We start from the raw sequence: 22,465 nt of genomic DNA, 5'->3' as shown, positions 1-22,465 counted from the left end.
AGAAAATCCTCATTAAAAAATTGTCAACAGTCGCGGCAAATATACATCTCTCTTATTTTTTGTGCAAGAAAAACAGTGGGCAATAAAAAGAAATTGTCAGTAATGAAAGCCAGTTCTGTTTACAATATTTTGGTACAGAACTACATTCATTATTATGTAAAAAATTATCACTTTACTTTGCACTAACTTCTTCAAAATATTCCTTAATACTCTCTGCAACTTTTTCTCCAACTACTTCAATAAGTTGTTCTTCCGTTGCAAATTTAACTCCTTGTACCGAGCCAAAAACTTCGAGCAATTCTTTCGCGCGTTTTTTCCCAATACCTTCAATTAAATCAAGTTCCGTTTGTAATGTTCTTTTTGTTCGCAATGAACGATGAAACGCAATTGCAAAACGATGCGCTTCATCTCGAATCTGCTGCAACAATTTCAAACTCGAAGAAGAACGCGGAAGCAAAATCGGTTCACTTTCATTCGGAAGAAAAATTTCTTCAAGTCGTTTTGCAAGACCGACAATCGGGATAGTTACGAGTTGCGAGTTGCGAGTTGCGTGTTCAGTAATTTTAGGTGTTAGGTGGAAGGTGGAAGGTGTTTCATTCTCTGTTACTCCGCTTCTCCATTTCTCCATCACTCCATTACTCCCCTGCTCCCCACGAACTCGAAACTCGTAACTCGCAACATTCAACTCGTTCAAAGCTTCAATCGCTGACGACAACTGTCCTTTTCCTCCATCAACCACAATCAAATCAGGCATTTCAAGATTTTCTTCCAACACACGTTTGTATCTGCGAAACACCACTTCTTTCATACTCTCAAAATCATCTGCTCCAACTACAGTTTTGATTTTGAATTTTCTGTATTCACTTTTCTTCGGCTTTCCATCAACAAACACAACCATAGATGCAACCGCGTCGCTTCCTTGAATGTTGGAATTATCAAAACACTCAATTCTTCTCGGAAGTTTTGGCAATCGCAAATCTCTATGCAACGAGCGTACGTTATGCGGAACGAAATTTTTTTGCTTTTCTTTTTGCAATTTCAAATCCTGCAATAACAATTTCGCATTCGTTGCACACATCACAACTAACTTCGCTTTATCGCCAATTTTCGGAACAACAATCTCCACGTTCCGAACTCCATGCTCTTTGCTCTCTGCTCTACACTCGCTTAACCATTTGCAAATCGTTTCTTCATTCTCGATTTCTTTCGGAAGAAAAATTTCGCTCGGAATAAAATCCGCTTCGAGATAATAATGTTGAAGAATTTGCTCGAGCATTTCCGACTCGTTTCTTCCTTCAGCGTTGGAAAGATAAAAATGCTGCTTGCCCAAAATTTTTCCCTCCCGTATTTTGAAAACAATTCCACACGCATCATCGCCATCAATCGCAAGTGCAAACACATCTCTATCGGTAAATTCATGGTCAACAACTTTTTGCTTTTCTGCGTATTGCCGCAAACCGCGAATTCTATCCCGCACTTCCGCCGCTTCTTCATATTGCATTTCGTCGGAAAGTTTTTGCATTTCCTCTTCCAACGATTGAATCAGCGACGCGCTTTTTCCTTTAAGAATTTGTTTCGCCTGGTCAATCATTGCGTTGTATTGCAATTCGGAAATCAATTCTTCACACGGACCATCGCATTTTTTTATATGATAATCCAAACACAAACGCACTTTTCGTTTTCGCACTACTTCTGCATCGAGAAAATAATTGCAACTGCGCACTTTGAAAATTTCCCGAATGAGTTTCAACGACTCGCGCATATTTTTTACATCCGTGTACGGACCAAAGTATTTTGAACCGTCGCGAAAAATTCTTCTTGTTACAAAGATTCTCGGATACGGTTCTTTCGTTACAACAATAAAAGGATAACTTTTATCGTCCTTCAACATTATATTGTAACGCGGTTTAAATTTCTTTATTAAGTTTTGTTCAAGGATAAGTGATTCAATTTCGTTATCAGTAACAATCAATTCAACATCAGAAATTTTAGAAACCAACACTTTCGTTTTAGCATCGAGATTTTTTGACGATTGAAAATACGAACGCACACGATTCCGTAAATTCTTGGCTTTGCCAACATAAATTACTTTCCCTTCTGCATCTTTGTATTGATACACGCCGGGATTTGTCGGAATGCTTTCGAGTTTAAGTTTAAGCGCTTCGTTCATAGAATATTTCGAGCATAAAATAAAAAAACTCTTGCTACAAATTTTCGTATAACAAGAGTTACTTTTATCAACTTCTCAAAATCTCAACTACTTTTCATCTTTTGACTAATCTCTATCAATACGCCATTCGTAGAATTCGGATGAAGGAATGCAACGAGAAATCCTTCCGCACCTACTTTTGGTTTTTCGTCTATGAGTTGAATTCCGCTTTCTTTCAAACGTTGCAATTCTTTTTCAATATCATCAACTTCATAAGAAAGATGATGAATCCCTTCTCCCCTCTTTTCTAAAAATTTTGAAATCGGAGAATCGTTTGCAATTGGTTCAAGTAATTCCACTCGCATATTTCCCGTTTCAGCAAAACAAACTTTTACTTTTTGTTCTTCAACAATTTCTGCGTGGGAAAAATCTTTGTTGAACACAACAGAAAATTTCTTCGACGCTTCATCAAGATTTTTTACTGCGATACCGATGTGATTTAATCGAGTGAACATTCTTTCAGATTACAATTTTATATTACAGATTTAGAATAATTACAACTCTATGCTCTATGCTCTACGCTCCTTGTTATCCGCTTAAAAAACTCTCCGCTATTCGCAATCAAAATTCCAGAAAGAACAATTCCTGCTCCAAGAAAAGTTTTCAATTCAAGTTTTTCATTCAGCACAATTGCGCCTAGAAATACTGCTAATATCGGTGTAACAAATGCAATGAGTGAAAGATACACTGCTTCAATTCTTTTTAACAACCAATAGTATGAGGCAAACGTTATTATCGAACCGATGAGAGCAAGATAGAGTATGGAAAAAATTGCCGTGCTTGTAAATTCGATATGTGCGTCTCGTTCAAAAATAAAACTGGTCAACAATAATAATGGCGCAGCAATTGACATTGCACCGAAATTGAGTGAAAACGGGTGAACATCGTGTCCATATTTTTTTATGAGGATGACAACAAATCCTTGAATCACGGCGCTTAGCAAAATCATAATCATTCCCAATATCATCTGCGAATCACGAACAGAAAAATCTCCATAGAAAATTACTACGATGCCAATAAAGCCACAAACGATTCCCAATGTTTTCGGTAACGTAAGTGTGGCATTTTTCATCAGAAGATGTTGAAAAATTGCGACGACAAAAGGATAGATTGCAAACAAAATTGAAGTCAATCCCGAAGGAACATATTGCTCTCCCCAATACACCATCCCGAAAGCAATGCCAAAAGAAAATATTCCCATAACGAAAATAAGCCAGCGTTGTTCCAGTTGAAATGGATTGTGAACGTTTTGCCATTTCATATAACCGTACAAAAATGGAAGAGCAATGAGAAAACGAATTCCCGCACTGAAAAACGGCGGCATCGTTGCAAGTCCGATACGAATGACAAGCCACGTTGAACCCCATATAACACACGTTACGATAAACGCTGCAGCGATAAGCGTACGTTCGCTAAACATCAGAAATTATTCGTGTCAAACAAAACGGTTCCCGAAGGAAGTTTCGGAAAGAAGTATGTAGATTTTTGCGGCATTGTAGAGCCACAAACAGCGACATTATACACCTGGTTAATGCTTGGAGGATTTAGAATAAAAGCAATCTGCGCATTATCGTTGTTTATTTTTTTCGATATATCACTGGGATTGCGCACATACTCTATACCGGATTCTGATGATTGTTCGTCTTGCGAAATGGTAAGAAACTTTTCAAGAAAAATATTATGAACAATCGAAACATCGAGCCGCTGCAAATCAGGAGTGATGTTCATTTGCCACTCTCGAATCTTTCGTTCGTCCTTAAAATTGACAAGATAATAGATTGGTGAATCTTTCAGAACTATTCCAAACGAGAGATACTTTCGCAGTTGAACTCCTTTAAGCAATTTGTGCAGCGAAAAAAAATATTTCACAATAAAATTTTCGTGAAGTTGATGAAGAAACGCATCAATATCAATTTGCTTTTCTACTATACGGTGTGTTGGTAAAACAACTAGTCCTTCATTTACCATATTGGTAGCATACATCATTACGTAATTGTATCCTTCGTTACCGTTGTGATGAGGATTGTTTTTCTTCATCATTCGTTGATATTCCAAAGCGGTTTCGTAGCGATGATGACCATCTGCAAGAACAAACGTAAGCGATTGAAATTTATCGTTCACCTGTTGATGAAATCGACTATCAGTAATTCTCCAGAGTTTCGTTGTAACATTCTCGAATTCAAATTCTATCAACGGAGATTTTGGACAAAGCAACGCAAAGTGTTCGTCGTTGAGAAATTCAGTTTCGGAAAAAAATGAAAACACTTGACTTAAATGCGTAGAGGTTGTTTCGAGCAATCGCAATCGGTCTTCTTTCGGTTTGGGAAAAGTTTTTTCGTGACGACGAATTGTAGAATGCTCTGATAGTTCTTCGAGTTTGCACAATCCGATTATCCCGCGTCGAGTATGCGAGCCGGAAAATGCAGTAAACTGTTGTTCCATCAAATACATTGTAGGTTCTGCATCTTGTACAAAAATATTTTTGCTTTCCCATTCCTTCAATCGCTGATATGCAATATCATAACGCTCCTCTTCTTTCGGAAAATCTATTTTTACAAAATTGTACGCGTCGCGCTCATATAGTTCTTGCTGGTATTCATTGCCAATTACGTCGTACGGAGGAGAAACGACATTATCGAAAGAAACTTTTTTAGGATTGTACAGAATACCTTTAAAGGGAAGAAATTGAGGCATAGAATTATTTTTATGATTATTGATAAAACTCAATTACATTTTTCCACAATTACAGCAGTTCCGTACGCAAGCACTTCGGTAACACCACCGGCAACTTCATTCGCATCATATCGCATACCGATGATTGCATTTGCGCCGATCTCTTCGGCGTGTTCAATCATTATCGAAAACGCCTCTTCACGCGCTTTTTCACAGAGTTGCTGGTACAATGAAATTTTTCCACCAACAAGAATCTGAAACACCGCTCCAATATTTCCGATGAGTGAGCGTGAACGAACAGTTATTCCGCGCACAACACCGAGGTTTCGAGTAATCGAATATCCGTCGAGTGTGAATGCTGTTGTGATAAACATTCGATTGAACATAACATCATTGCACGTCTTTTATTTTCAGCGATTGAATTATTTTCTCAAATGCACCGATATACAATTCTTTTTCCGGCGCAAACCAATTCAGTGTGATGCGGTACACTTTGTTGTTCTTCACAAGAAAATATGCGCGGCTTTCGATATTATTTGCAGGCGAATAATTGACAAACATCGCTCTCAATCCATCGATCACTGTTTCATTTTTCGATTTCACAGATTTGTACTTCTTCAAATTATCTTCAAATACTTTTTCGACTGTCCATTTATTGGCGCCAAAAATATCCAAGCGAATCGTGCAATCCAATCGTTCACCTTTTAATTCAATAACAAACTCATTGCTTCCTTTACTCGGCGACGTAAAATTGAAATTCGATGGATATTCCAACGTAAAATACTGCGTATCGTACGTATCAAATTGTTCAGAAGGACGCGGACGACTATCGGTCTTCGGAATTATTGTTGGTGGAACAAATGATTTTTCAACAGCAGCAAACACATCGTTATGCGCTTCATAATAATCTCCGAAAGCGCGAAATCCGATTTCAAACAATAACGTATCTACGGAAATAAAAAGAGAATATCCCCAAATAGAAAGTTTTGTTGTTATCGGAGTTTCAAACGTTACTTTTATACCTTCATTTCCCGCTATCGTTATTTTGGTTTCTTCTTTAATGTTGCCAAATTGTTGGAGTTCATTTTTTGCATCAAGTAATAGTTGGTCAATTGTCATACCATTTTCTGCACGTTCTGCACGTACGGAAATTTCTGCACCCGTTCTTTTTCCGTTCACTGGATCTAAAAAATTATTCGCTATTTCCTCGGAAAGATAAAATATCGCTTTGCCCGATTGACCCATCGAATACCAATTTTTCGGATACTGCACTTTGAAACCAAACGCAGGGTCGTGATAATCGCTCCATTCATTAACGATTACCTTTTCAGGTTTCGGCTTCGAGCATGAAAGTAATATTATAGTAAGAAATAATAATGTTGCAGATAAATTTAGTGATTTCATAATTGGGAATCTTCTATTGTTGAATTTATTTTCTCGTATTATTTTTTGGGTACAACGGTATCGTACCAAAACTTTTTTGAACGCTCGCCAACTTCGTCAACGTGCAAATGTTTTGTTTCAAAATATTCTTTCATTCCATCCATTCCAAATTCTCTTCCAATTCCGCTCTGTTTGTATCCGCCAAACGGTGCATGTTCGGAAAGCAAATGCCATTCGTTTATCCAAACAGTTCCAGCGCGAAGTTGTTTTGCAACGCTCATTGCTTTCTCTGCATCTTTCGACCAAACTCCTGCGCCAAGCCCATAGATAGAACCATTCGCAAGTTGAACTGCTTCTTGCTCTGTTTTGAATTTTATTACAGAAAGAACTGGACCAAAAATTTCTTCTTGTGCGATTGTTGATTTATTATTTACGCTTGAAAAAATTGTCGGCTCGACAAAAAACCCTTGTTGCAATTCAGAATTTGATGGAATGTTTCCACCGATTTCAATTTTCGCGCCGCTTTGTTTGCCTTGCGCTATATAACTTAAAACTCGTTCTTGTTGTTTTTTTGAAACCAAAGGACCAATTTCTGTTGTATTATCTTTTGGATTTCCGAGTTTTAACTTTTTTGTTTTCTCGACTAGTTTTGAAAGAAACTCGTCATGAATTTTTTCTGAAAGTAACAAACGTGAACCTGCTTCACAGCATTGTCCTTGGTGATAAAAAATTGCATACATCGCTCCATCAATTGCCATTTCCAAATCTGCATCATCCAAAACAATGTTTGCGGATTTTCCTCCACATTCGAGCGTACACTTTTTTAAATTCACCGAAGCCAAACTCATCACACGCTTTCCAATTGCAGTTGAACCGGTGAAAGTAACTTTATCAACGAGTGGATTTTTTGCAAGTTCTTCGCCAACGTCTTCGCCAAATCCTGGAATGATATTGACAACACCTTTCGGAAAACCGACTTCGTCAAAAATTTTTGCAAGTTCCATTGCAGTGCAAGGAGTAACTTCGCTTGGCTTCAACACAACAGTATTTCCTGCCGCAAGTGCTGGACCTAATTTCCAAATCGCCATCTTCAGTGGAAAATTCCATGGAATAATTGCCGCAACAACTCCAATGGGTTCACGATACAAATAATTTTTACTGAACCCTGCTTTAGAAACTCTATCGAGCGATTCGTTGAAATCCATTACTGCATACTGAGAAAACACATTCATATTTTTTCCCGAAAGAAAAATATCTTCTTTCGCTTTGCGTAATGTTGAACCGCTGTCTTCAATTTCCAGTATTTCTAATTCGTTTTTTCTTTCTTTAATTTTATCGGCAACCGCTTTCAACATTGCCGCTCGTTCGTTACCGGAAATACGTTTCCAATCTGAAGTATCGAACGCATTCCTTGCCGCAGTAATTGCTTCCTTCGTATCTACAACATTCGCCCGCGATACCCGCGCGACGATTTCTTGATTAAATGGGTTGAGCGAATCAAAAGTTTCTTTTGATGTGCTTTCCTGAAATGCTCCGTTGATATAGAGTTGATATTCTCTCATCGTATTACTGATATTTTAATATTGAACGAAGTAGTATAGCAACAAATAATACTGCTTGCACATAGAAAAATATTTTTGCACTTCTATCGAATTTTTCTTTTTGCATTTGCGCATCTGGAGGACAATTTTCAGAAAGCATCGCGGCTACTAATTTTCCACGTTTTGCAGAACGAATTCCGAATATAATTCCATTGATTGCCGCAATAAAAAATAATGTAAGTTTTTCTGCAAGCCATCTCATAGATATGGTTTCGCTCATCCCTGAAAATCCTAATCCAATAATATTTGTTATACCTGTGAGAAGCATTACTCCCAACGAAATGGGACCAAGAAGACCAATCGGTTTTAAGTAACGAAGTATTTGCGCTTGTGTTTGCAGCGATTTTTCTCGCAAATACGCTGAATGAAGAATCCATCCACCGATTAGTGAAGTTGATAAAATTCCTATGCCGATGAAATGTATGAGTCGAGAGAGAAGATAAAGTGTCATATAGTAGTAAATTAGAAAAAAATCGGGGCGAAGTTACTAAAAAATAGGAATGTACAGAAGTGAAAAATTGAACTTGTTTTTTTTCAATATATTGTATCACATTATTTATGAAGAAATTTTTTTCAACATCATTCATATTCGTATTTAGTTTTTTTTTACTTGGAGGATTTTTGCTGATGTTTGAATTGCTTCGATTCAATACATATTTCGAAAAAATGGAATTGTACGCAGCAGCAAATTATAATACGGCTCAAACGAGTATAATAAAACTCTCGCTCATTGATTTTAAGAAATTACAAACACGAGAATACGAATTTAGATATCAGGGAAAAATGTACGATGTTGTTGCAATGCATAGAGATATTGATTCCATCACACTTACTTGTATTCAAGATAAGTTTGAAGACAATCTTTTTGAACATCTTGAAACTTTTTTTGAAAACTTTGAACCTACTACTCAAACTAACCAATTACAATTTTTACTTGCAAAAATTATCACTCTTCAATTTCTAAAAACTGAATTTCAAATTGTAGAACCCATAGTATTATTTTCTTACATATCTCTGGGTCATCGAACGTCTCTCCTTTTACGTTTTCATCCTGTCGAATTACCTCCTCCGCGAAGTGAATTAACATAATCGGGTAGTTTCACCTCTCTGTAAACAATCGCATTGTTGCGATGCAGAATTGTTTATAGTAAAACATCTGAATAATTCTCGCGCTATTCATTTCAAATCGCGAATGACAGAAGTGTTTTTTCTTGCATATATGATTTGCAAAAATAATATTCATTTGCTATTCGGAGTGACAAAGCATAGTTTTTTAAAATATATAATTCACTTACTTAAGTTTATGAAGTTTATCTTACTGATTCATATTTTCGTACTCTGTACTTTTGCCACTATTCATTCTCAAACAAATACAACGTTCACAACGACGCAGGACTCCGTCATTACGTACCCATTCGAAGAGGTCATAATAACCGGCACACGCACTTCAAAAAAAATTATTGACATTCCATATTCCGTAACGCGCATAGAAAACTATGAATATAAATTTGACAAGAAAATCGCAATCAGCGACGTGTTGTCAAATATTCCCGGAGTATTTATGCAATCACGATACGGAAATCACGATGTGCGAATTTCTATTCGCGGTTTTGGAAGTCGTTCGAATTCAGGAATCCGCGGAGTGAGAATTTTACTTGATGGAATTCCCGAAAGCGAACCCGATGGGCAAACGCGCATAGAAGCAATTGATTTTAATTCTATCGGCAGAATTGAAGTTGTTAAAGGAAATTCTTCTTCACTGTACACCAACGCTCCCGGCGGCGTCATTAACTTCATCAACGATGTGTATTTTCAAAATTCATTCGCAGAAATATTCAGCGAAGTGGCTTCATTTTCATTGAAGAGAAATGGTTTGAAATTCGGCATCGTTTCCGATGAAACTCGTTTTCTTTTTTCGTTGACAAATCACCAATATGGTGGATTTCGAAAACACAGTAATGATAAATGGAAAATCGTCAATTCGGTGTTTGAAATTACTCCGAATACGTTATCGAAATTTCAACTGCTTCTGTATTACGTTGACGGAACAATACGACTTCCCGGTTCTCTCAACATTTCAGAATATGAAAACGCACCAATGGAAGCCGCACAAAATGAAGTTGATTACGATTATCTCCGTTTATCAAAAAAAGGAAGAATTGGCGTTCGTTGGAATCAATTTCTGGATAAAGAGAAAAACGACGAACTGGAAATTACCGGTTACAGCACAATGAAATATTTCGAGCGAAAAGATAAAAAGTATAGAATTTTTAATCGCTACGGTGTTGGGGCAAGTGCGCGATACATTAGGAAGAACATTTTCTGGGAACGACAAAATGAATTCTCTATCGGTGGAGATGTATTCTATCAAACTGGACCAATTGAATTTTACAAAAATATCGGCGGTAAAAAGAATGATGTTCTCGAAGATCTCTTCAACGAAACAATTGCAAACAGCGGTTTCTATGTGCAACATTCGTTTGACGTAGTCAAAAATTCTCTTTCCTTGATGATTTCAGGACGTTATGACAAAGTAATGTTTGAAGCAAACAATCAAACGCTTTCATCGCAAAACGATTCGCGCAGATTTGAAAAATTTACACCGAAAGCCGCGCTCAATTTCAAAATAACTCCATTTGTTGCACTTTATACATCGTATGGAATGAGTTTTGATTCTCCCGCATCGAATGAATTGGATAATCATTCTCTAAGTTCCAATCAAGGAGGCACACTTTTAAATCCCGATTTAAAACCGCAAAAATCATTGAACTACGAATTAGGAATTAAGGGAAGTTTTCTGAATGTGAATTCGCATTGGGCAAAAAATATTTTATATGAAATCACGTTGTTTCATTCTGTCATCACTGATGAAATTGTTCCGTTCGAAATCAATACGGAAGTGTTTTTTAGAAATTCTGCGCAAACAAAAAGAATTGGCATTGAAACTGGAAGTGAATTGAACATCATAGAAAATCTCAACGTAAAATTTGCATACACATTTTCAAAATTTTACTATGAGAAGTATGCAACAAATATTTTCATCCATGATACTATCATTACAAAAATGTATTCGAATAACTTCGTACCAAGTGTTCCTAAGCATAATTTGTTTATCGAATGTTCGTACAAGAAACAGTATTCTGAAAATATTTCAGGCGTTGTAAAAGCGCAGAATACTTCCATTAGTTCAATGTTTATGGACGACGCAAATTCATTGGAAACGAATTCCTACAATGTTTTCAGTACTACTGCAGGGATTGAAATACAAATGGCAAAGTTTACGTTGTTATTGACGGAAAGCATCAATAATATTTTCAACAAGAAATACGTCGGATTTATCAATATCAATTCGACAAACAAAAGGTTTTTTGAAGTTGGCGAACCAAGAAATTTTTATACGGGATTAAAATTGAGTTATTTATTTTAAAATATTTTGCATTCCGTAAATGCAAAAAACAAATTGCAGAACATTACTCAAATATAAATTACGCTAATGAACTTAATGCTTTTGAAACGGTATTCGTATTTCACCGTTGTTTTATCAACTTTCGCTTTTAGTCAGGAAATACGCATCTCTCAAAATTTCAGAATTCACCCGAGTAACACGACACAAACGGAAGTATTCGTTACCGTTCATCCCTTTAAAAAGAATATTGTGTTTGCCTCGGCAAATACCATTCGCTTTCAGCCAAATTTATTCATTAGTGAAGGAGTTTACGTTTCTACGAATGCAGGAATTTCCTGGAGTGGAAACGATACATGCAACGGGTACTATATCCCTTCGCACGGAGGCGACCCTGGAATTGCAATAGATAAAGATGGAAAATACATTCTTACACGACTTGGGCGCGCTCCGTTCTACGGTTTATTTTCACACTATTCGGTTGATAGTGGACAAAACTGGTCTTCACAAAAATCAATAACCACTGATGATTTGGAGCGTGCAGTGCTTGCTTCCGATGCAAATCCCACAAGTAATTATTATGGAAGAACGTACTCTGCGTGGGCAAAATTTGTTCCTCCATTTCCTATTGCATTTTCGTACACAATAAACGGTGCAGTTGATTGGAGTTCACCGAGAGCAATCAATAATCCTTCGCAACGTTGCAGCGGAGGCGATATTGTCATTGCAAACAACGGAAACGTTTTTGTGTGTTGGGGAGTTGTTACTACTGCATCTCCCATCATCGAAATATTTACCGGTTTTGCTTCCTCTTCAAACGGAGGAACAACGTGGTTTGTAAAAGAAAATGCGTTTGCGATGAAAGGCATTCAAGGACTGCTTCCGGAAAAACAAAACATACGCGTGAATGGATTGCCAAGAATCGCAATGGATAACAGCGGAGGAGAACGAAACGGATGGTTGTATATTGTAACCGCAGAAAAAAATCTTTCCCCTGCTGGAAGTGATGCGGATATTATTCTACATCGTTCCACGGATGATGGAAATACATGGAGTAATGGAATTCGTGTCAATCAAGATGCGTTGAACAATGGAAAAATTCAATACTTTCCTGCAATTCATATTGACGACTACGGAGCAGTTAATATTATTTACTACGACGATAGAACTACGTCCAGCGATTCGGCAAATGTTTTTCTTTCCCGTTCACTTGACGGAGGTAACTCATGGAGCGATTATCTCGTCAGCGACCATAATTTTCGTCCTGAACCAATCGGGGGATTAGGACAAGGATATCAGGGAGATAATATTTCACTCACTTCTTCCGATAATTGTTTGCTTCCTCTTTGGATGGATAATTCAAGCGGTGTGTATCAAATATGGACAACAAGAATTGATGTAACAATACTGAATGTTCAAGATACGAGCAAGAATACGAAGAATATATGTATCATAAGTAATTATCCAAATCCGTTTAACCCGGAAACAATTATTCGTTTGCAATTGCAACAAGTTCAGCATAACGCATCGCTAAAAATTTTCGATATACAAGGAAATCATATTCTCACGTTGTTTGAAAAGAATATTCTGGAATCCGGCTATCACGAATTCCGTTTTCATGCAGCGAATATTCCTAGTGGAATTTATTTTTATCGTTTCGCAACAGAAACATTTGTACAAACAAAAAAATTCGTTGTCATTCGTTAACTTATTTCATAAGCAACATTTTTTTTGTTTCCGAATACCTTTTGCCATCGCTGTTCGCCGTTTGTAAACGATAAAAATACACTCCACTCGCTAACGATTCGGTTCGCCACATTTTCGAATAACTTCCCGGAAGCAAATATTCGTTCACAATCGTTTCGATAACCCTTCCTGATAGATCGAAAACGTGTAATTCAACAAACGATGAAATCGATAACTCAAATGAAAATATTGATGTCGAATTCATTGGATTGGGATAATTTTGTTGCAAATGAAAACTCATGAAATCTTTTCCCGAATTTCGTTCTCCAATTGTATTGGAAATGATGTTGTACTTACATACAACACCTCGTAATCCCACAGCAAACCCGTGAATCGAATCCGGAAAAATTATATCTACGATGACAGAACTATCGGGAGTGAAAATTTCATTCCACGTTTTTCCTGAATCTTTTGTAAAAATTAATTCTTGCACCGCACCCAACGTCGCCCATCCTTCATACGACGTTCGGAACGAAAGCGCAGAAGCAATTCCAAAAATCTGCATTGTAGAATAGTTCCATGTTTCTCCACCATCCGTTGAACGAATAACACTTGCGCCAAATTCATAATCTCCTCCAACTCCAATAATATTCAACGAATCAATGAACGCAAGTTTTTGCACCGGTTCCGGAACAAGACACGCAGCAGTCCATTGTTCTCCATCGTGAGATTGTTTCCATAGTACTCCTGCAAAATCAAATAATCCACCGGAAGCAAAGGAGCGCTTCGGCGAAAATATTCCGAGACTTTGAATAGATAATCCCGAACACGTTCCGCCAACAGTAATCATTCTCCAATCGTTTCCCCCATTCGTTGTTTTCGCTAATGCGCCATCGTGTCCTCCAAGCCATCCGTTCTCCGAATCGCTGAAATATATATCGTTCATAAATATATTTTCCTGCGCAAAATCCCGCACGAGCCAATGAATCCCGCCATCAGTAGTGCTTACAATTTGTGTTCGAAACGGCGGTGAATCCGATGTCCACGTCAAAGCCCATCCAAGATTGTTGTTAAGAAAATAAATATCTACCAATTTTGTCGTTACGCCACTCATTTGTTTTTCCCAACTATTTCCGCTGTTTGTTGTACGAAATATCATTCCGGAATCGCCTCCAATCCATCCGAAAAGACTATCTCTAAAAAAAACTTCTGAAAGATTTAAAGAAGTTGGACTGTTACTGATGCTCCAATGTTGCTGAGCATTTGCTAACGAAATACAAACGATGAAATAGAAAACAGTTCTTTTCATAAAAGAAATCAAAAATTTACAATGCACAATGAAAATTATTTTTTCAATTCCAGAGGAAGCACAATTTTTTTAGGAATCCGAGCAACAGGATACACATCTTTGCGGTAATCCCAATAGGGAGATTTTTTGTAAAAGAAATTCAATCGCTCATACGAATTTTTTGCAAATGAAGAATCGGAAGCAAGTTTCGATTCAAATTCTTTCTTCAACGCTGCATCTTTTTCCATCATCTCACGCGCAAGTTTTTCGAGAACATAACTTTCGCCGTATTCTTTTTGTTCAAAAACAGCATCAAAAAATCCCCAACGGACTAAGGCATCAGGCGCTTGCGGTTCAAACAAATGTGCCGCAACTTTTGCAGTACGTTGATTCATCAATACTACCAACGAACCTTCAGGAAATAATTTTCGTTCGGAAATTTTTTCGGTCTTAAAATTTACCGTGTGCCTTCCTTCATACGGTCGTTCATTCCATTTCGGCTGAGAAAATTTATACGTTTCTACTTCCAGTTCTGTTTCCCGTGTTAAACGATTCAATCTAATAGTATGCGCTTGCAATATCTCAATAACTTTCGTCCATTGTTTTGGAATGATGTACGCATACGGAAGTTGAATTTCAACGGTTGGTTTTACGGTATTGAAAAACGGGATAGTTACATTCGCAGGTTTATTGGAAAATTGTATCCATGTTCCATTTGAAACTTCACTTTTTTCAAGATGGTATTGATACCCTAAATACAACAGTGAATCATTGGTTTCATTCATTTCAAGTTCATAATCCAACGGAAGTGAAAATGTTCCATCTGCTGTTTCGCCAGCAGAAATTATTTCTTCATCCGCTTCGCGAACTGCAAGTCGTAATTTTCCCGCATCGGAATGTATTTTTTCAAGGAGAGAAACCAAGAGTTGGTACGTAGCATTCACACGAGATTGATAATCTTTCAGCATATGCGATTCAATCAAAAAACCGGGACGGTTTTGAAGTACGCAATATTCAGTGCTAAAACGCGGAGGTGCAACTCCACCAATTAATCCTTTGGTAACATCGTGTTCTTCTTTCCAGAGAATATACGGCGACATCAGTGTGTTTTTTTGGCTCATTGATGTTTGAATCGAAGATAAAAATTCATTTTTTATCCAATTGCGCACGCTCCATGGAACATTCATTTGGTCGCTTATTGCGTAAGTAATTACATATTGATAATCCGCTCCATCGGTAACGTGGCAATCAATAAAAAAATCTGGTAACCATTCATTGAACATCTTGAGCCACATCCTTGTTTCCGGCGCATCTGCTTTCATATAGTCTCGATTCAAATTTAAGTTTTGCGATGTTGTTCTCCATCCCATCTCCCGTGGTCCGTTTTGATTTATGCGGTTATATACTCCAACTCGTTCGTGCCCATCAAGATTGTAGAACGGAAGAATGAGCAAAATTATTTTATCAAGCAGATATTCTTTTTCTTTTAGAATACACATATCTCGCAACAACATCAAGCAAGCATCCTTTCCATCAATTTCTCCAGCGTGAATTCCATTTTGAATCAAAACAATTGCTTTCCCGGATGATTGCGCTTTGCTGGGATTTACTTCGATTGTTTTCGACGTAACGACGATGAGCGGCAACATTCGTCCTTCAGGCGTTTTCCCCAAATTCATTATGCGAATGGATTTTGAAGCACGCTCCATATTTCTAAGAAAGTTCATTGTTTCTGCATACCGAGGCGTTTCCTGAAAATTCGAAATTTCTGCTGGAGTAAGCCATCGTTCTTTTTTTTCCTGCGAAAATAATGCGTAGGTACTAAAGATAATAAAGGACGAAATGATAAAACAAAATAGATTTCTCATAGCGAATATTTTTTATGAGATAAATGTAAATAGTATATTTGACACGAAAATTTTTAACAATATAAAAAAACGGATTTTCGGAAAGGTGCAAGAGCGGTTGAATTGGCACGCCTGGAGAGCGTGTGTCCCCCTAAAGGGGACCGTGGGTTCGAATCCCACCCTTTCCGCAAAACGGTTAAAAGTTAAAAATTAAAAAGTTCAAAGTAAAATGTACTTTGAACTTTTTCATTTTGTAAAAAAGAATTCCTTTTTTCATTTCTTGACTTTCATCAATTCAATTGCTTTTGCTGCAATATATTCCGCGCTCACTTCAAATTCCTTTACTAATTCCCACGGCGCACCGGAATCACCAAAACGGTCTTTTACTCCTATCGCTCCCGTAATAATCGGTAAACCATAAAGTTCTTTGCTTGAAGTTATTATTTCACTGACTCGCCACGCAAGAGCGCCAATTTGATGTTCTTCGGCAGTTATAATGATTCCGGTTTCTTTTGCCGATTGAACAATAACAGATTCATCAATTGGTTTCAACGTGTGCATATTGATAATTCTTGTTTCCCATTCAAACTCTTTTTTCAAAATATACGCAGCGCGCATTGCTTCCGGTACCATTGGTCCACTAGCGATAATCGTAAGATGCTCTAATTCGTTTTTATATTCTGAAGCAAGAATTGTTTCGAATGCGTCAACAAAATTATCGGCTTCCTTCCTCAACCGAATGATATTCGCTTTGCCAAACACAAATGGAGTATTTTCTTTTGTTACAACCGGAGTTGCTTCGCGGGCAAATCGTATGTATTCCGGACCAAAATGTTTCAAGAGAAAATATGTCGTTCCTTTTTTCGTTTCAATAGCATCGCACGGAACTATTACAGACATATTCGGTAAACCACACATTGCAAATAAATCTTCCAACGCTTGATGTGTTGCTCCATCAGGACCAACGGAAACTCCTCCGTGCGCGCCGGCAATTAACACATCAAAATTTCCATAGCAAACCGACGTGCGAATTTGGTCAAGATTTCTTGCGGCGGCAAACGTTCCGTATGTTCCGAGAACAGGAATTTTTCCTTCTTTTGCTAAACCGGCGGCTGCAGCTGTTGCTGATTGTTCTGCAATTCCCATACTGAGCCATCGTTTCTTTCGTTCCGGTTTTGAAGTATAAAAATCGCTTATAGTGATGGAGCCGGAAATATCAAGTCCTAAGCAAACAATTCTCTCATCATCGCCGTTTTCCGCAAGTGAATTTCCGAAACCTTTTCGTGTTGGCTCCATTTTCACTTTCATTGTTGCTTCAGAATTCCACCAATAATTTTTTCCGAACTTCGGATGTTTTGCTTCCAGTTTTTTTTCGACATCTTTTTGATATGTTTTTGATTTTTCCAACAAATCATTGACGGGAAGTTTTTCATTTAAACCAAGTTCAGTAAGCCCTTTTATCATTTCTTCATAACTCGGAGATTTTCCGTGCCACCCCGCAACATCTTCCATAAAACTTACTCCTTTTCCTTTAATCGTATCACAAAGTATTACCAAAGGTTTCCCGTCGGTATTTTTTTTTGCTTTTTCAAATCCGTCAACAATTCGTTGCATATCGTGTCCGTCAATGCGAAGAACGTTCCATCCAAAACTTTTATATTTTTCTTCGAGCGGTTCAACATTCATTACATCTTTTACAAGACCATCTATTTGCAAACGATTACAATCAACGATTCCGATTAGATTATCGAGTTGATAATGCGATGCTTCCATTACTGCTTCCCAAATTTGTCCTTCCTGTTGCTCTCCATCTCCCATAATACAAAACGTTTTATAATTTTTCCCATTCAATTTTCCTGCTAATGCAATTCCCACTGCTATACTTAGTCCTTGTCCCAATGAACCGGTTGACGCCTCTACTCCAGCAACTTTTAACCAATGTGGATGTCCTTGAAATGGCGAATAGAGTTTGCGGAGGAGCATTACATCTTCCCTCGGATAATAACCGGCAAACGCAAGACCTAAATACAAACTCGGTGCTTTGTGTCCAGTTGACCAAATTATTCTATCTCTTTCTTCCCACAAAGCATTGTTAGGGTCTGCATTTGCTATTCGCAAATACAACGCCGCAGTAATATCCATTATCGAAAGCGTTCCGCCGGAATGTCCTGAACCAGCCGCATGAAGTGCAACAAGATTATATCCTCGCATAAATCGTGCGTTTTCTTTCAGTTCATCAATTGAATATTCTCTGATAATGTTTCCTGTTTTTGAATCTATTAGTGCCATAGCGTAATTTTTTTAGTAATTATTTTCGTAATGCATATTTCAGTTGTACGTATATGATTATTGCGAAATGTATGCCAACTATAAAAATGCGTTTAAGTTTCAATCTCTATAAAATTTTACCGCTCTTTCTCATGTTTGCAAGCAAAAATTTTCACTTGTGAAAATCCATAAATGTTTCCACTAATTCAAAAAAAAAGTTCAAAGCAATAAATCAATTGCTTTGAACTTCATTCAATTTCTCAGAAAATTATCGTTACACTACTTGAACCATATCCAACAACATCCAAATCATCATCGCGGTAAATATTCCTCCAAAAAAACTCCACGCAAAAAACATTTGTCTTCGTTCTTTCGATGCTTGTCTGTCAATTTCATACAAAGGGTGCGTCTTTATTTGGCAATCATTGACAGCATCCATTTGACAAGCAAGGCGATGATGCTTCGGAACGCTGCGAACATAAAAAGGAATCCACCCCATCATCGAACCTTCTTCAATCGGTTTCATTGGCGATACTCCTTTTCCATCAAGTACTTCAACGCGACACGTTCCGCATAAGCCATTTCCGCGACAATTCAACAAAACGTCAATGCCGCTATAGAGTTGAACTCCATTTTTCATCGCAAGTTTTCTAATGTTAGTAATTCCTGGTTGTTCAACGGTTTTGTTTTCGTTGACAAAAATTGTATTTGGCATAAATGTAATATAGATAAATGATATTTTTTTTCTGAAAAAGTACTAATAATTTTTGAGATTGAACGAAATATATTTATTGAAAACTAATTTCGTTCGTTAATTCGTTTGCATCATCGCTTTTCTTTGGAAAATTCAACGACAAAATTTTCCCAATGTGATCCAGCACGCAGATAATTCCATCTTTATATTTTTGATTCTTAAAAAAATCTGAAAGTTCGGTTGCAATTTTTTGCCACGTTCCATCTTCCACTTTTTTGTTAATTCCTTCATCAGCAACAATGTGAAACTGTTTTTCTCCAACAAGAATGAAAAGCAACACGCCGGTTTTGTCTCGCGTGTTATTCATCTTCAAACGAAAAAATGCTTTCAATGCAAGTTCTTGAAGAGATTTCTTCTTCTCAAAAAAACCTCGTTTGAAAGTTACTGCAACGCGTATTTCTCCCGAAGTTTTTTCCTCTAACGAGTGAATGAAGTTCGCTATTTCATTTCTTTCTGTTTTGGAAAGAAATGAATCTATTCTATTTTTTAAGAACATTCTTTATACTGGATTCCGCTATGACTTCTGAAACTACTACCATGAACCACTTGCGCCACCACCGCCAAAACTTCCGCCACCCCCACTGAACCCACCAAAACCTCCGAAACCACTTCCTCCTCCAAAACCACCGAGAAACATTCCGGAAGAATTCCACCCACGACTTGAACCGATAAATCCTCTTCGTTTTCTAAAAATTCCGTTGAACAAAAAAAATGCAATGATGGCAATTATGTAAATCAATACTGAATCGTTTCCGCCATTTCGACTTCGATGTTTTTTCCCTGCACCTATGTATTCTCCTTTTGTCGCTTGCATAATTGCATCAACAGCATAGAAAATTCCTATAGAATAATTTCCATCACGAAAATTTGGTGCGATGATATTACGAATAATTTCTGAAGTCAACGCATCAGTTAAAACTCCCTCCAAACCATAACCAACTTCAATGCGGATTTTTCTATCATCTTTTACAATGAGAAATAAAATTCCGTTGTCTCTCTTTTTTTGTCCAATTAAATTTTTTTCTGCAACACGAATAGAATAATCTTCCAAACTTTCCTCGCCAAGTGTTGGAATAATGAGAACTGTTATTTGATTAGAAGTTTGTTCTTCAAAAGAAATCAGCGCTTGTTCAAGTCGTTGCGTTTCGGATGATAAAAGAGTATTCGTTTGGTCAGTTACATATCGTTCAAGTTTGGGAACGTCAATCTTTTGCGCATACGATGTAGTGAACAACAAAAAATAAATCACGCAAAGATGCGAAGATGCAAAAAAAATTTCTTTAGCGTCTTTGCGTCTTTGCGTGAGAACAAAAAGTTTCATTCTTTAAAACTTTACTTTCGGTGCAGTTTGCGCTTGAGTTTCCGCGCTGAAATATGCTTTCTGTGAAAAACCACCGAAGCCGGCTATAAATGAAGCGGGAAATTTTCTCACGGTCGTGTTAAATTCCTGAACAACTTCGTTAAATCGTTTTCGCTCAACGGAAATTCTGTTTTCCGTTCCTTCCAACTGCGATTGTAACGCAAGAAAATTTTGATTCGCTTTCAAGTCTGGATATTTTTCAATCACGACCATCAAGCGTGAGAGCGCGCTCGACAATCCACCTTGCGCTTGCTCAAATCGCTGAAACGCTTGCGGGTCTTTCAAAATTTCCGGCGAGACGTTCATTTGTCCAACTTTTGCACGCGCTTCGGTTACACCAACGAGAACCTCTTTTTCGTGTTCAGCATATCCCTTTACTGTTTCCACTAAGTTCGGAATAAGGTCAAATCGCCGTTGGTATTGATTTTGAACCTGACTCCACGCTCCGTTCACTCCTTCATCGAGTCCAACGAGCGAGTTGTATGTGGAAACTCCCCACGAAATAATACTGAATGCAGTAATTAATAAAACGCCGACTATGGCGAGTATAATGATAGTTGACTTTTTCATAATGTGTGTTGTGTTTGTAAATAATGATTATAAAAATTATTTCTTTGCGAATTCTCCGCGTTCTCTGCGACTCTGCGATTTAAAATTTTGAAACGCGGAGGCGCGGAGGTCGCTGAGTTACGCAGAGTTTTTATTGAAGTGCATGTTGAACATTTTCAAGAATCACTTTTGGCAATTCTCCTTTTCCCAATGTTTCTTTTGCGTCGAGAATTTCGATTCCAACGAGTAATTCATTTGCGCCAATATTCAGTGCTATTTCATCGTTCAGTCGAAGTGTGCGACATTCGTGTTTGCCTTCGACCAAACGAATATACATTGCATCAATTTCTTTATCGTAACTTATTTTCATAAAGGATGTTTGATATGATTTACACTTTCACAAACTCTTTCAATTTCGTTTATATAGTTACAATAATTCTTTCAATTCTTCAACTTCTACTTTTGCTTGCCGTAAAATAGATTTCAATGTTTCAGGATTTAAATCTTTATTGTGCATCGGAACAGTTACGAGCAAATTTCCTTTTTTCAGTTGCAAATGATTTCCTTTACTTCTCAATTCAATAAATCCGTTTCTCTTTAATGTTGAAACTATTTCTTTCGGTTTTACAACAGGAAGTTTAGACATACGTGTGAACCGATACGTCAAGAGAAATTTTGAATATTTCTTTTACATCCTTTGAACGTGTGTATATCGGATTATCGTTTGCCGGAACAGGACGAATTATTGGAAGATTGCTTTCGATTGCAGATTCAACATATAAACTCACCGCTTCGCGAAGGTTTTCTTTTGCTTCGGCAATTGTTTCACCTTCGGAAGCAACATCTACATCCAAACATAATGCACTCAATCCATTTTTCTCTTTAACGATAACGTTTGTAAAAATTAGTTTTGATTGTTCGTTTTCCATAAAGTTTGTTATTAAACTTTTCTCTTCGGTAAATATATTAGATTTTCAAGAGATTGCTTCATTACGCAACAACAATCTAAAATCTGACTTCTAAATTCTAAAATTCCCTCACTCCTTTTTCATCCACAATTGCGCGAATCAATTTCTCTTTCTTCGGCTTTTCCATTCCAATTGTAAATGCTTTTTGTATTCTCTCTTTCGCTGAATCGAGAACGGAAGAATTATCAGTATAAAAAGTTGCAAGAACTTCGTTGTGTTTTATTTCATCGCCGACTTTTTTCTTCAACATAATTCCCGCTTTCATATCAATCACGTCGTCCACTTTCATTCTTCCCGCGCCAAGCGAAATAGAAGTCAATCCAAGTTCAAGCGAATCAATCGTTGTAACAAAACCATTTTCTTTCGCAACAACTTCAACAGCAAATTTACTCTTTGAATACTTTTCTACATTTTCAATAAACGAAACATCGCCGTTTTGTTTTTTCACAAGTTGCAAAAACTTTTCGTACGCTTTT

The 22,465-nt window shown here is 37.3% G+C and carries 21 protein-coding genes, 1 tRNA gene and 1 pseudogene; 4 read left to right on the top strand and 19 right to left on the bottom strand.

Features of this window, described 5'->3' with window-relative positions:
* Nucleotides 1–172 precede the first annotated feature (172 nt).
* The 8 genes from FJ218_03010 to FJ218_02975 form a co-directional block, all read right to left on the bottom strand.
* A complete protein-coding gene (locus FJ218_03010; GenBank protein MBM4165880.1) occupies nucleotides 173–2,170 on the bottom strand; it encodes an excinuclease ABC subunit C in 1,998 nt (665 codons plus the stop codon).
* A gap of 83 nt (nucleotides 2,171–2,253) precedes the next feature.
* Complete coding sequence (gene mce / locus FJ218_03005; protein ID MBM4165879.1) at nucleotides 2,254–2,664, bottom strand: methylmalonyl-CoA epimerase; 411 nt, start codon at nucleotides 2,662–2,664, stop codon at nucleotides 2,254–2,256.
* Between the two features lie 47 nt (nucleotides 2,665–2,711).
* Entirely contained in the window at nucleotides 2,712–3,629 is a 918-nt protein-coding gene (locus FJ218_03000) for a multidrug DMT transporter permease (GenBank protein ID MBM4165878.1), read from the bottom strand.
* Nucleotides 3,629–4,903 carry a DUF1015 domain-containing protein gene (locus FJ218_02995; protein MBM4165877.1) on the bottom strand — a complete coding sequence of 425 codons (1,275 nt, stop codon included), beginning with the start codon at nucleotides 4,901–4,903 and terminating at the stop codon, nucleotides 3,629–3,631. Before FJ218_02995 ends, FJ218_03000 begins: the two co-directional genes overlap by 1 nt.
* 29 nt (nucleotides 4,904–4,932) lie before the next feature.
* The gene (locus FJ218_02990) at nucleotides 4,933–5,268 is read right to left on the bottom strand and encodes a YbjQ family protein (GenBank protein MBM4165876.1); all 336 of its coding nucleotides are present in this window, start codon (nucleotides 5,266–5,268) and stop codon (nucleotides 4,933–4,935) included.
* A 4-nt stretch (nucleotides 5,269–5,272) separates the two neighbouring features.
* Nucleotides 5,273–6,286 (bottom strand): hypothetical protein, encoded by a 1,014-nt coding sequence (locus tag FJ218_02985; GenBank protein MBM4165875.1) that lies wholly within the window; start codon nucleotides 6,284–6,286, stop codon nucleotides 5,273–5,275.
* Nucleotides 6,287–6,324: 38 nt separating this feature from the next.
* Nucleotides 6,325–7,827 (bottom strand): aldehyde dehydrogenase family protein, encoded by a 1,503-nt coding sequence (locus FJ218_02980; GenBank protein MBM4165874.1) that lies wholly within the window; start codon nucleotides 7,825–7,827, stop codon nucleotides 6,325–6,327.
* A 4-nt stretch (nucleotides 7,828–7,831) separates the two neighbouring features.
* Entirely contained in the window at nucleotides 7,832–8,317 is a 486-nt protein-coding gene (locus FJ218_02975; protein ID MBM4165873.1) for a hypothetical protein, read from the bottom strand.
* Between the two features lie 215 nt (nucleotides 8,318–8,532).
* Here FJ218_02975 and FJ218_02970 point away from each other — a divergent pair, with 215 nt between their 5' ends.
* The 3 genes from FJ218_02970 (at nucleotide 8,533) to FJ218_02960 (ending at nucleotide 12,976) form a co-directional block, all read left to right on the top strand.
* Nucleotides 8,533–8,955, top strand: coding sequence for a hypothetical protein (locus FJ218_02970; GenBank protein MBM4165872.1), 423 nt, complete (start codon nucleotides 8,533–8,535; stop codon nucleotides 8,953–8,955).
* A 103-nt stretch (nucleotides 8,956–9,058) separates the two neighbouring features.
* Nucleotides 9,059–11,293 carry a TonB-dependent receptor gene (locus FJ218_02965; protein MBM4165871.1) on the top strand — a complete coding sequence of 745 codons (2,235 nt, stop codon included), beginning with the start codon at nucleotides 9,059–9,061 and terminating at the stop codon, nucleotides 11,291–11,293.
* A gap of 66 nt (nucleotides 11,294–11,359) precedes the next feature.
* The gene (locus FJ218_02960; GenBank protein MBM4165870.1) at nucleotides 11,360–12,976 is read left to right on the top strand and encodes a T9SS type A sorting domain-containing protein; all 1,617 of its coding nucleotides are present in this window, start codon (nucleotides 11,360–11,362) and stop codon (nucleotides 12,974–12,976) included.
* Nucleotide 12,977: 1 nt separating this feature from the next.
* On the opposite strand, the gene FJ218_02955 is transcribed toward FJ218_02960, so the two are convergent.
* A complete protein-coding gene (locus FJ218_02955) occupies nucleotides 12,978–14,264 on the bottom strand; it encodes a T9SS type A sorting domain-containing protein (GenBank protein MBM4165869.1) in 1,287 nt (428 codons plus the stop codon).
* A gap of 35 nt (nucleotides 14,265–14,299) precedes the next feature.
* Complete coding sequence (locus FJ218_02950) at nucleotides 14,300–16,111, bottom strand: peptidase M14 (protein ID MBM4165868.1); 1,812 nt, start codon at nucleotides 16,109–16,111, stop codon at nucleotides 14,300–14,302.
* A gap of 79 nt (nucleotides 16,112–16,190) precedes the next feature.
* Here FJ218_02950 and FJ218_02945 point away from each other — a divergent pair.
* Nucleotides 16,191–16,281, top strand: a tRNA-Ser gene (locus tag FJ218_02945).
* Nucleotides 16,282–16,363: 82 nt separating this feature from the next.
* On the opposite strand, the gene FJ218_02940 is transcribed toward FJ218_02945, so the two are convergent.
* From FJ218_02940 to FJ218_02900, 9 genes and pseudogenes are all read right to left on the bottom strand, one after another.
* Nucleotides 16,364–18,379: a transketolase gene (locus FJ218_02940; protein MBM4165867.1), complete on the bottom strand. Its 2,016-nt coding sequence runs from the start codon at nucleotides 18,377–18,379 to the stop codon at nucleotides 16,364–16,366.
* Between the two features lie 253 nt (nucleotides 18,380–18,632).
* On the bottom strand, nucleotides 18,633–19,073 hold the full coding sequence (locus FJ218_02935) for a (2Fe-2S)-binding protein (GenBank protein MBM4165866.1): 441 nt from the start codon (nucleotides 19,071–19,073) through the stop codon (nucleotides 18,633–18,635).
* Nucleotides 19,074–19,146: 73 nt separating this feature from the next.
* Nucleotides 19,147–19,608, bottom strand: coding sequence for a hypothetical protein (locus FJ218_02930; GenBank protein ID MBM4165865.1), 462 nt, complete (start codon nucleotides 19,606–19,608; stop codon nucleotides 19,147–19,149).
* 36 nt (nucleotides 19,609–19,644) lie between these two features.
* Entirely contained in the window at nucleotides 19,645–20,433 is a 789-nt protein-coding gene (locus FJ218_02925) for a hypothetical protein (protein ID MBM4165864.1), read from the bottom strand.
* Nucleotides 20,434–20,436: 3 nt separating this feature from the next.
* Nucleotides 20,437–21,042, bottom strand: coding sequence for a LemA family protein (locus FJ218_02920; protein ID MBM4165863.1), 606 nt, complete (start codon nucleotides 21,040–21,042; stop codon nucleotides 20,437–20,439).
* 130 nt (nucleotides 21,043–21,172) lie between these two features.
* Complete coding sequence (locus FJ218_02915; GenBank protein MBM4165862.1) at nucleotides 21,173–21,391, bottom strand: DUF2283 domain-containing protein; 219 nt, start codon at nucleotides 21,389–21,391, stop codon at nucleotides 21,173–21,175.
* Nucleotides 21,392–21,448: 57 nt separating this feature from the next.
* Entirely contained in the window at nucleotides 21,449–21,667 is a 219-nt protein-coding gene (locus FJ218_02910; protein MBM4165861.1) for an addiction module toxin, HicA family, read from the bottom strand.
* Between the two features lie 85 nt (nucleotides 21,668–21,752).
* Nucleotides 21,753–21,926, bottom strand: a pseudogene (locus tag FJ218_02905) (type II toxin-antitoxin system HicB family antitoxin).
* Between the two features lie 121 nt (nucleotides 21,927–22,047).
* On the bottom strand, nucleotides 22,048–22,465 hold a 418-nt coding region (locus tag FJ218_02900; protein MBM4165860.1), incomplete at its 5' end, for a thymidine phosphorylase.

Source organism: Ignavibacteria bacterium, assembly GCA_016873775.1.
GTDB lineage: Bacteria > Bacteroidota > Ignavibacteria > UBA10030 > F1-140-MAGs086 > JAGXRH01.
Note: the sequence above shows the minus strand (reverse complement) of the source record. Positions and strands in the feature narration are given on the sequence as shown.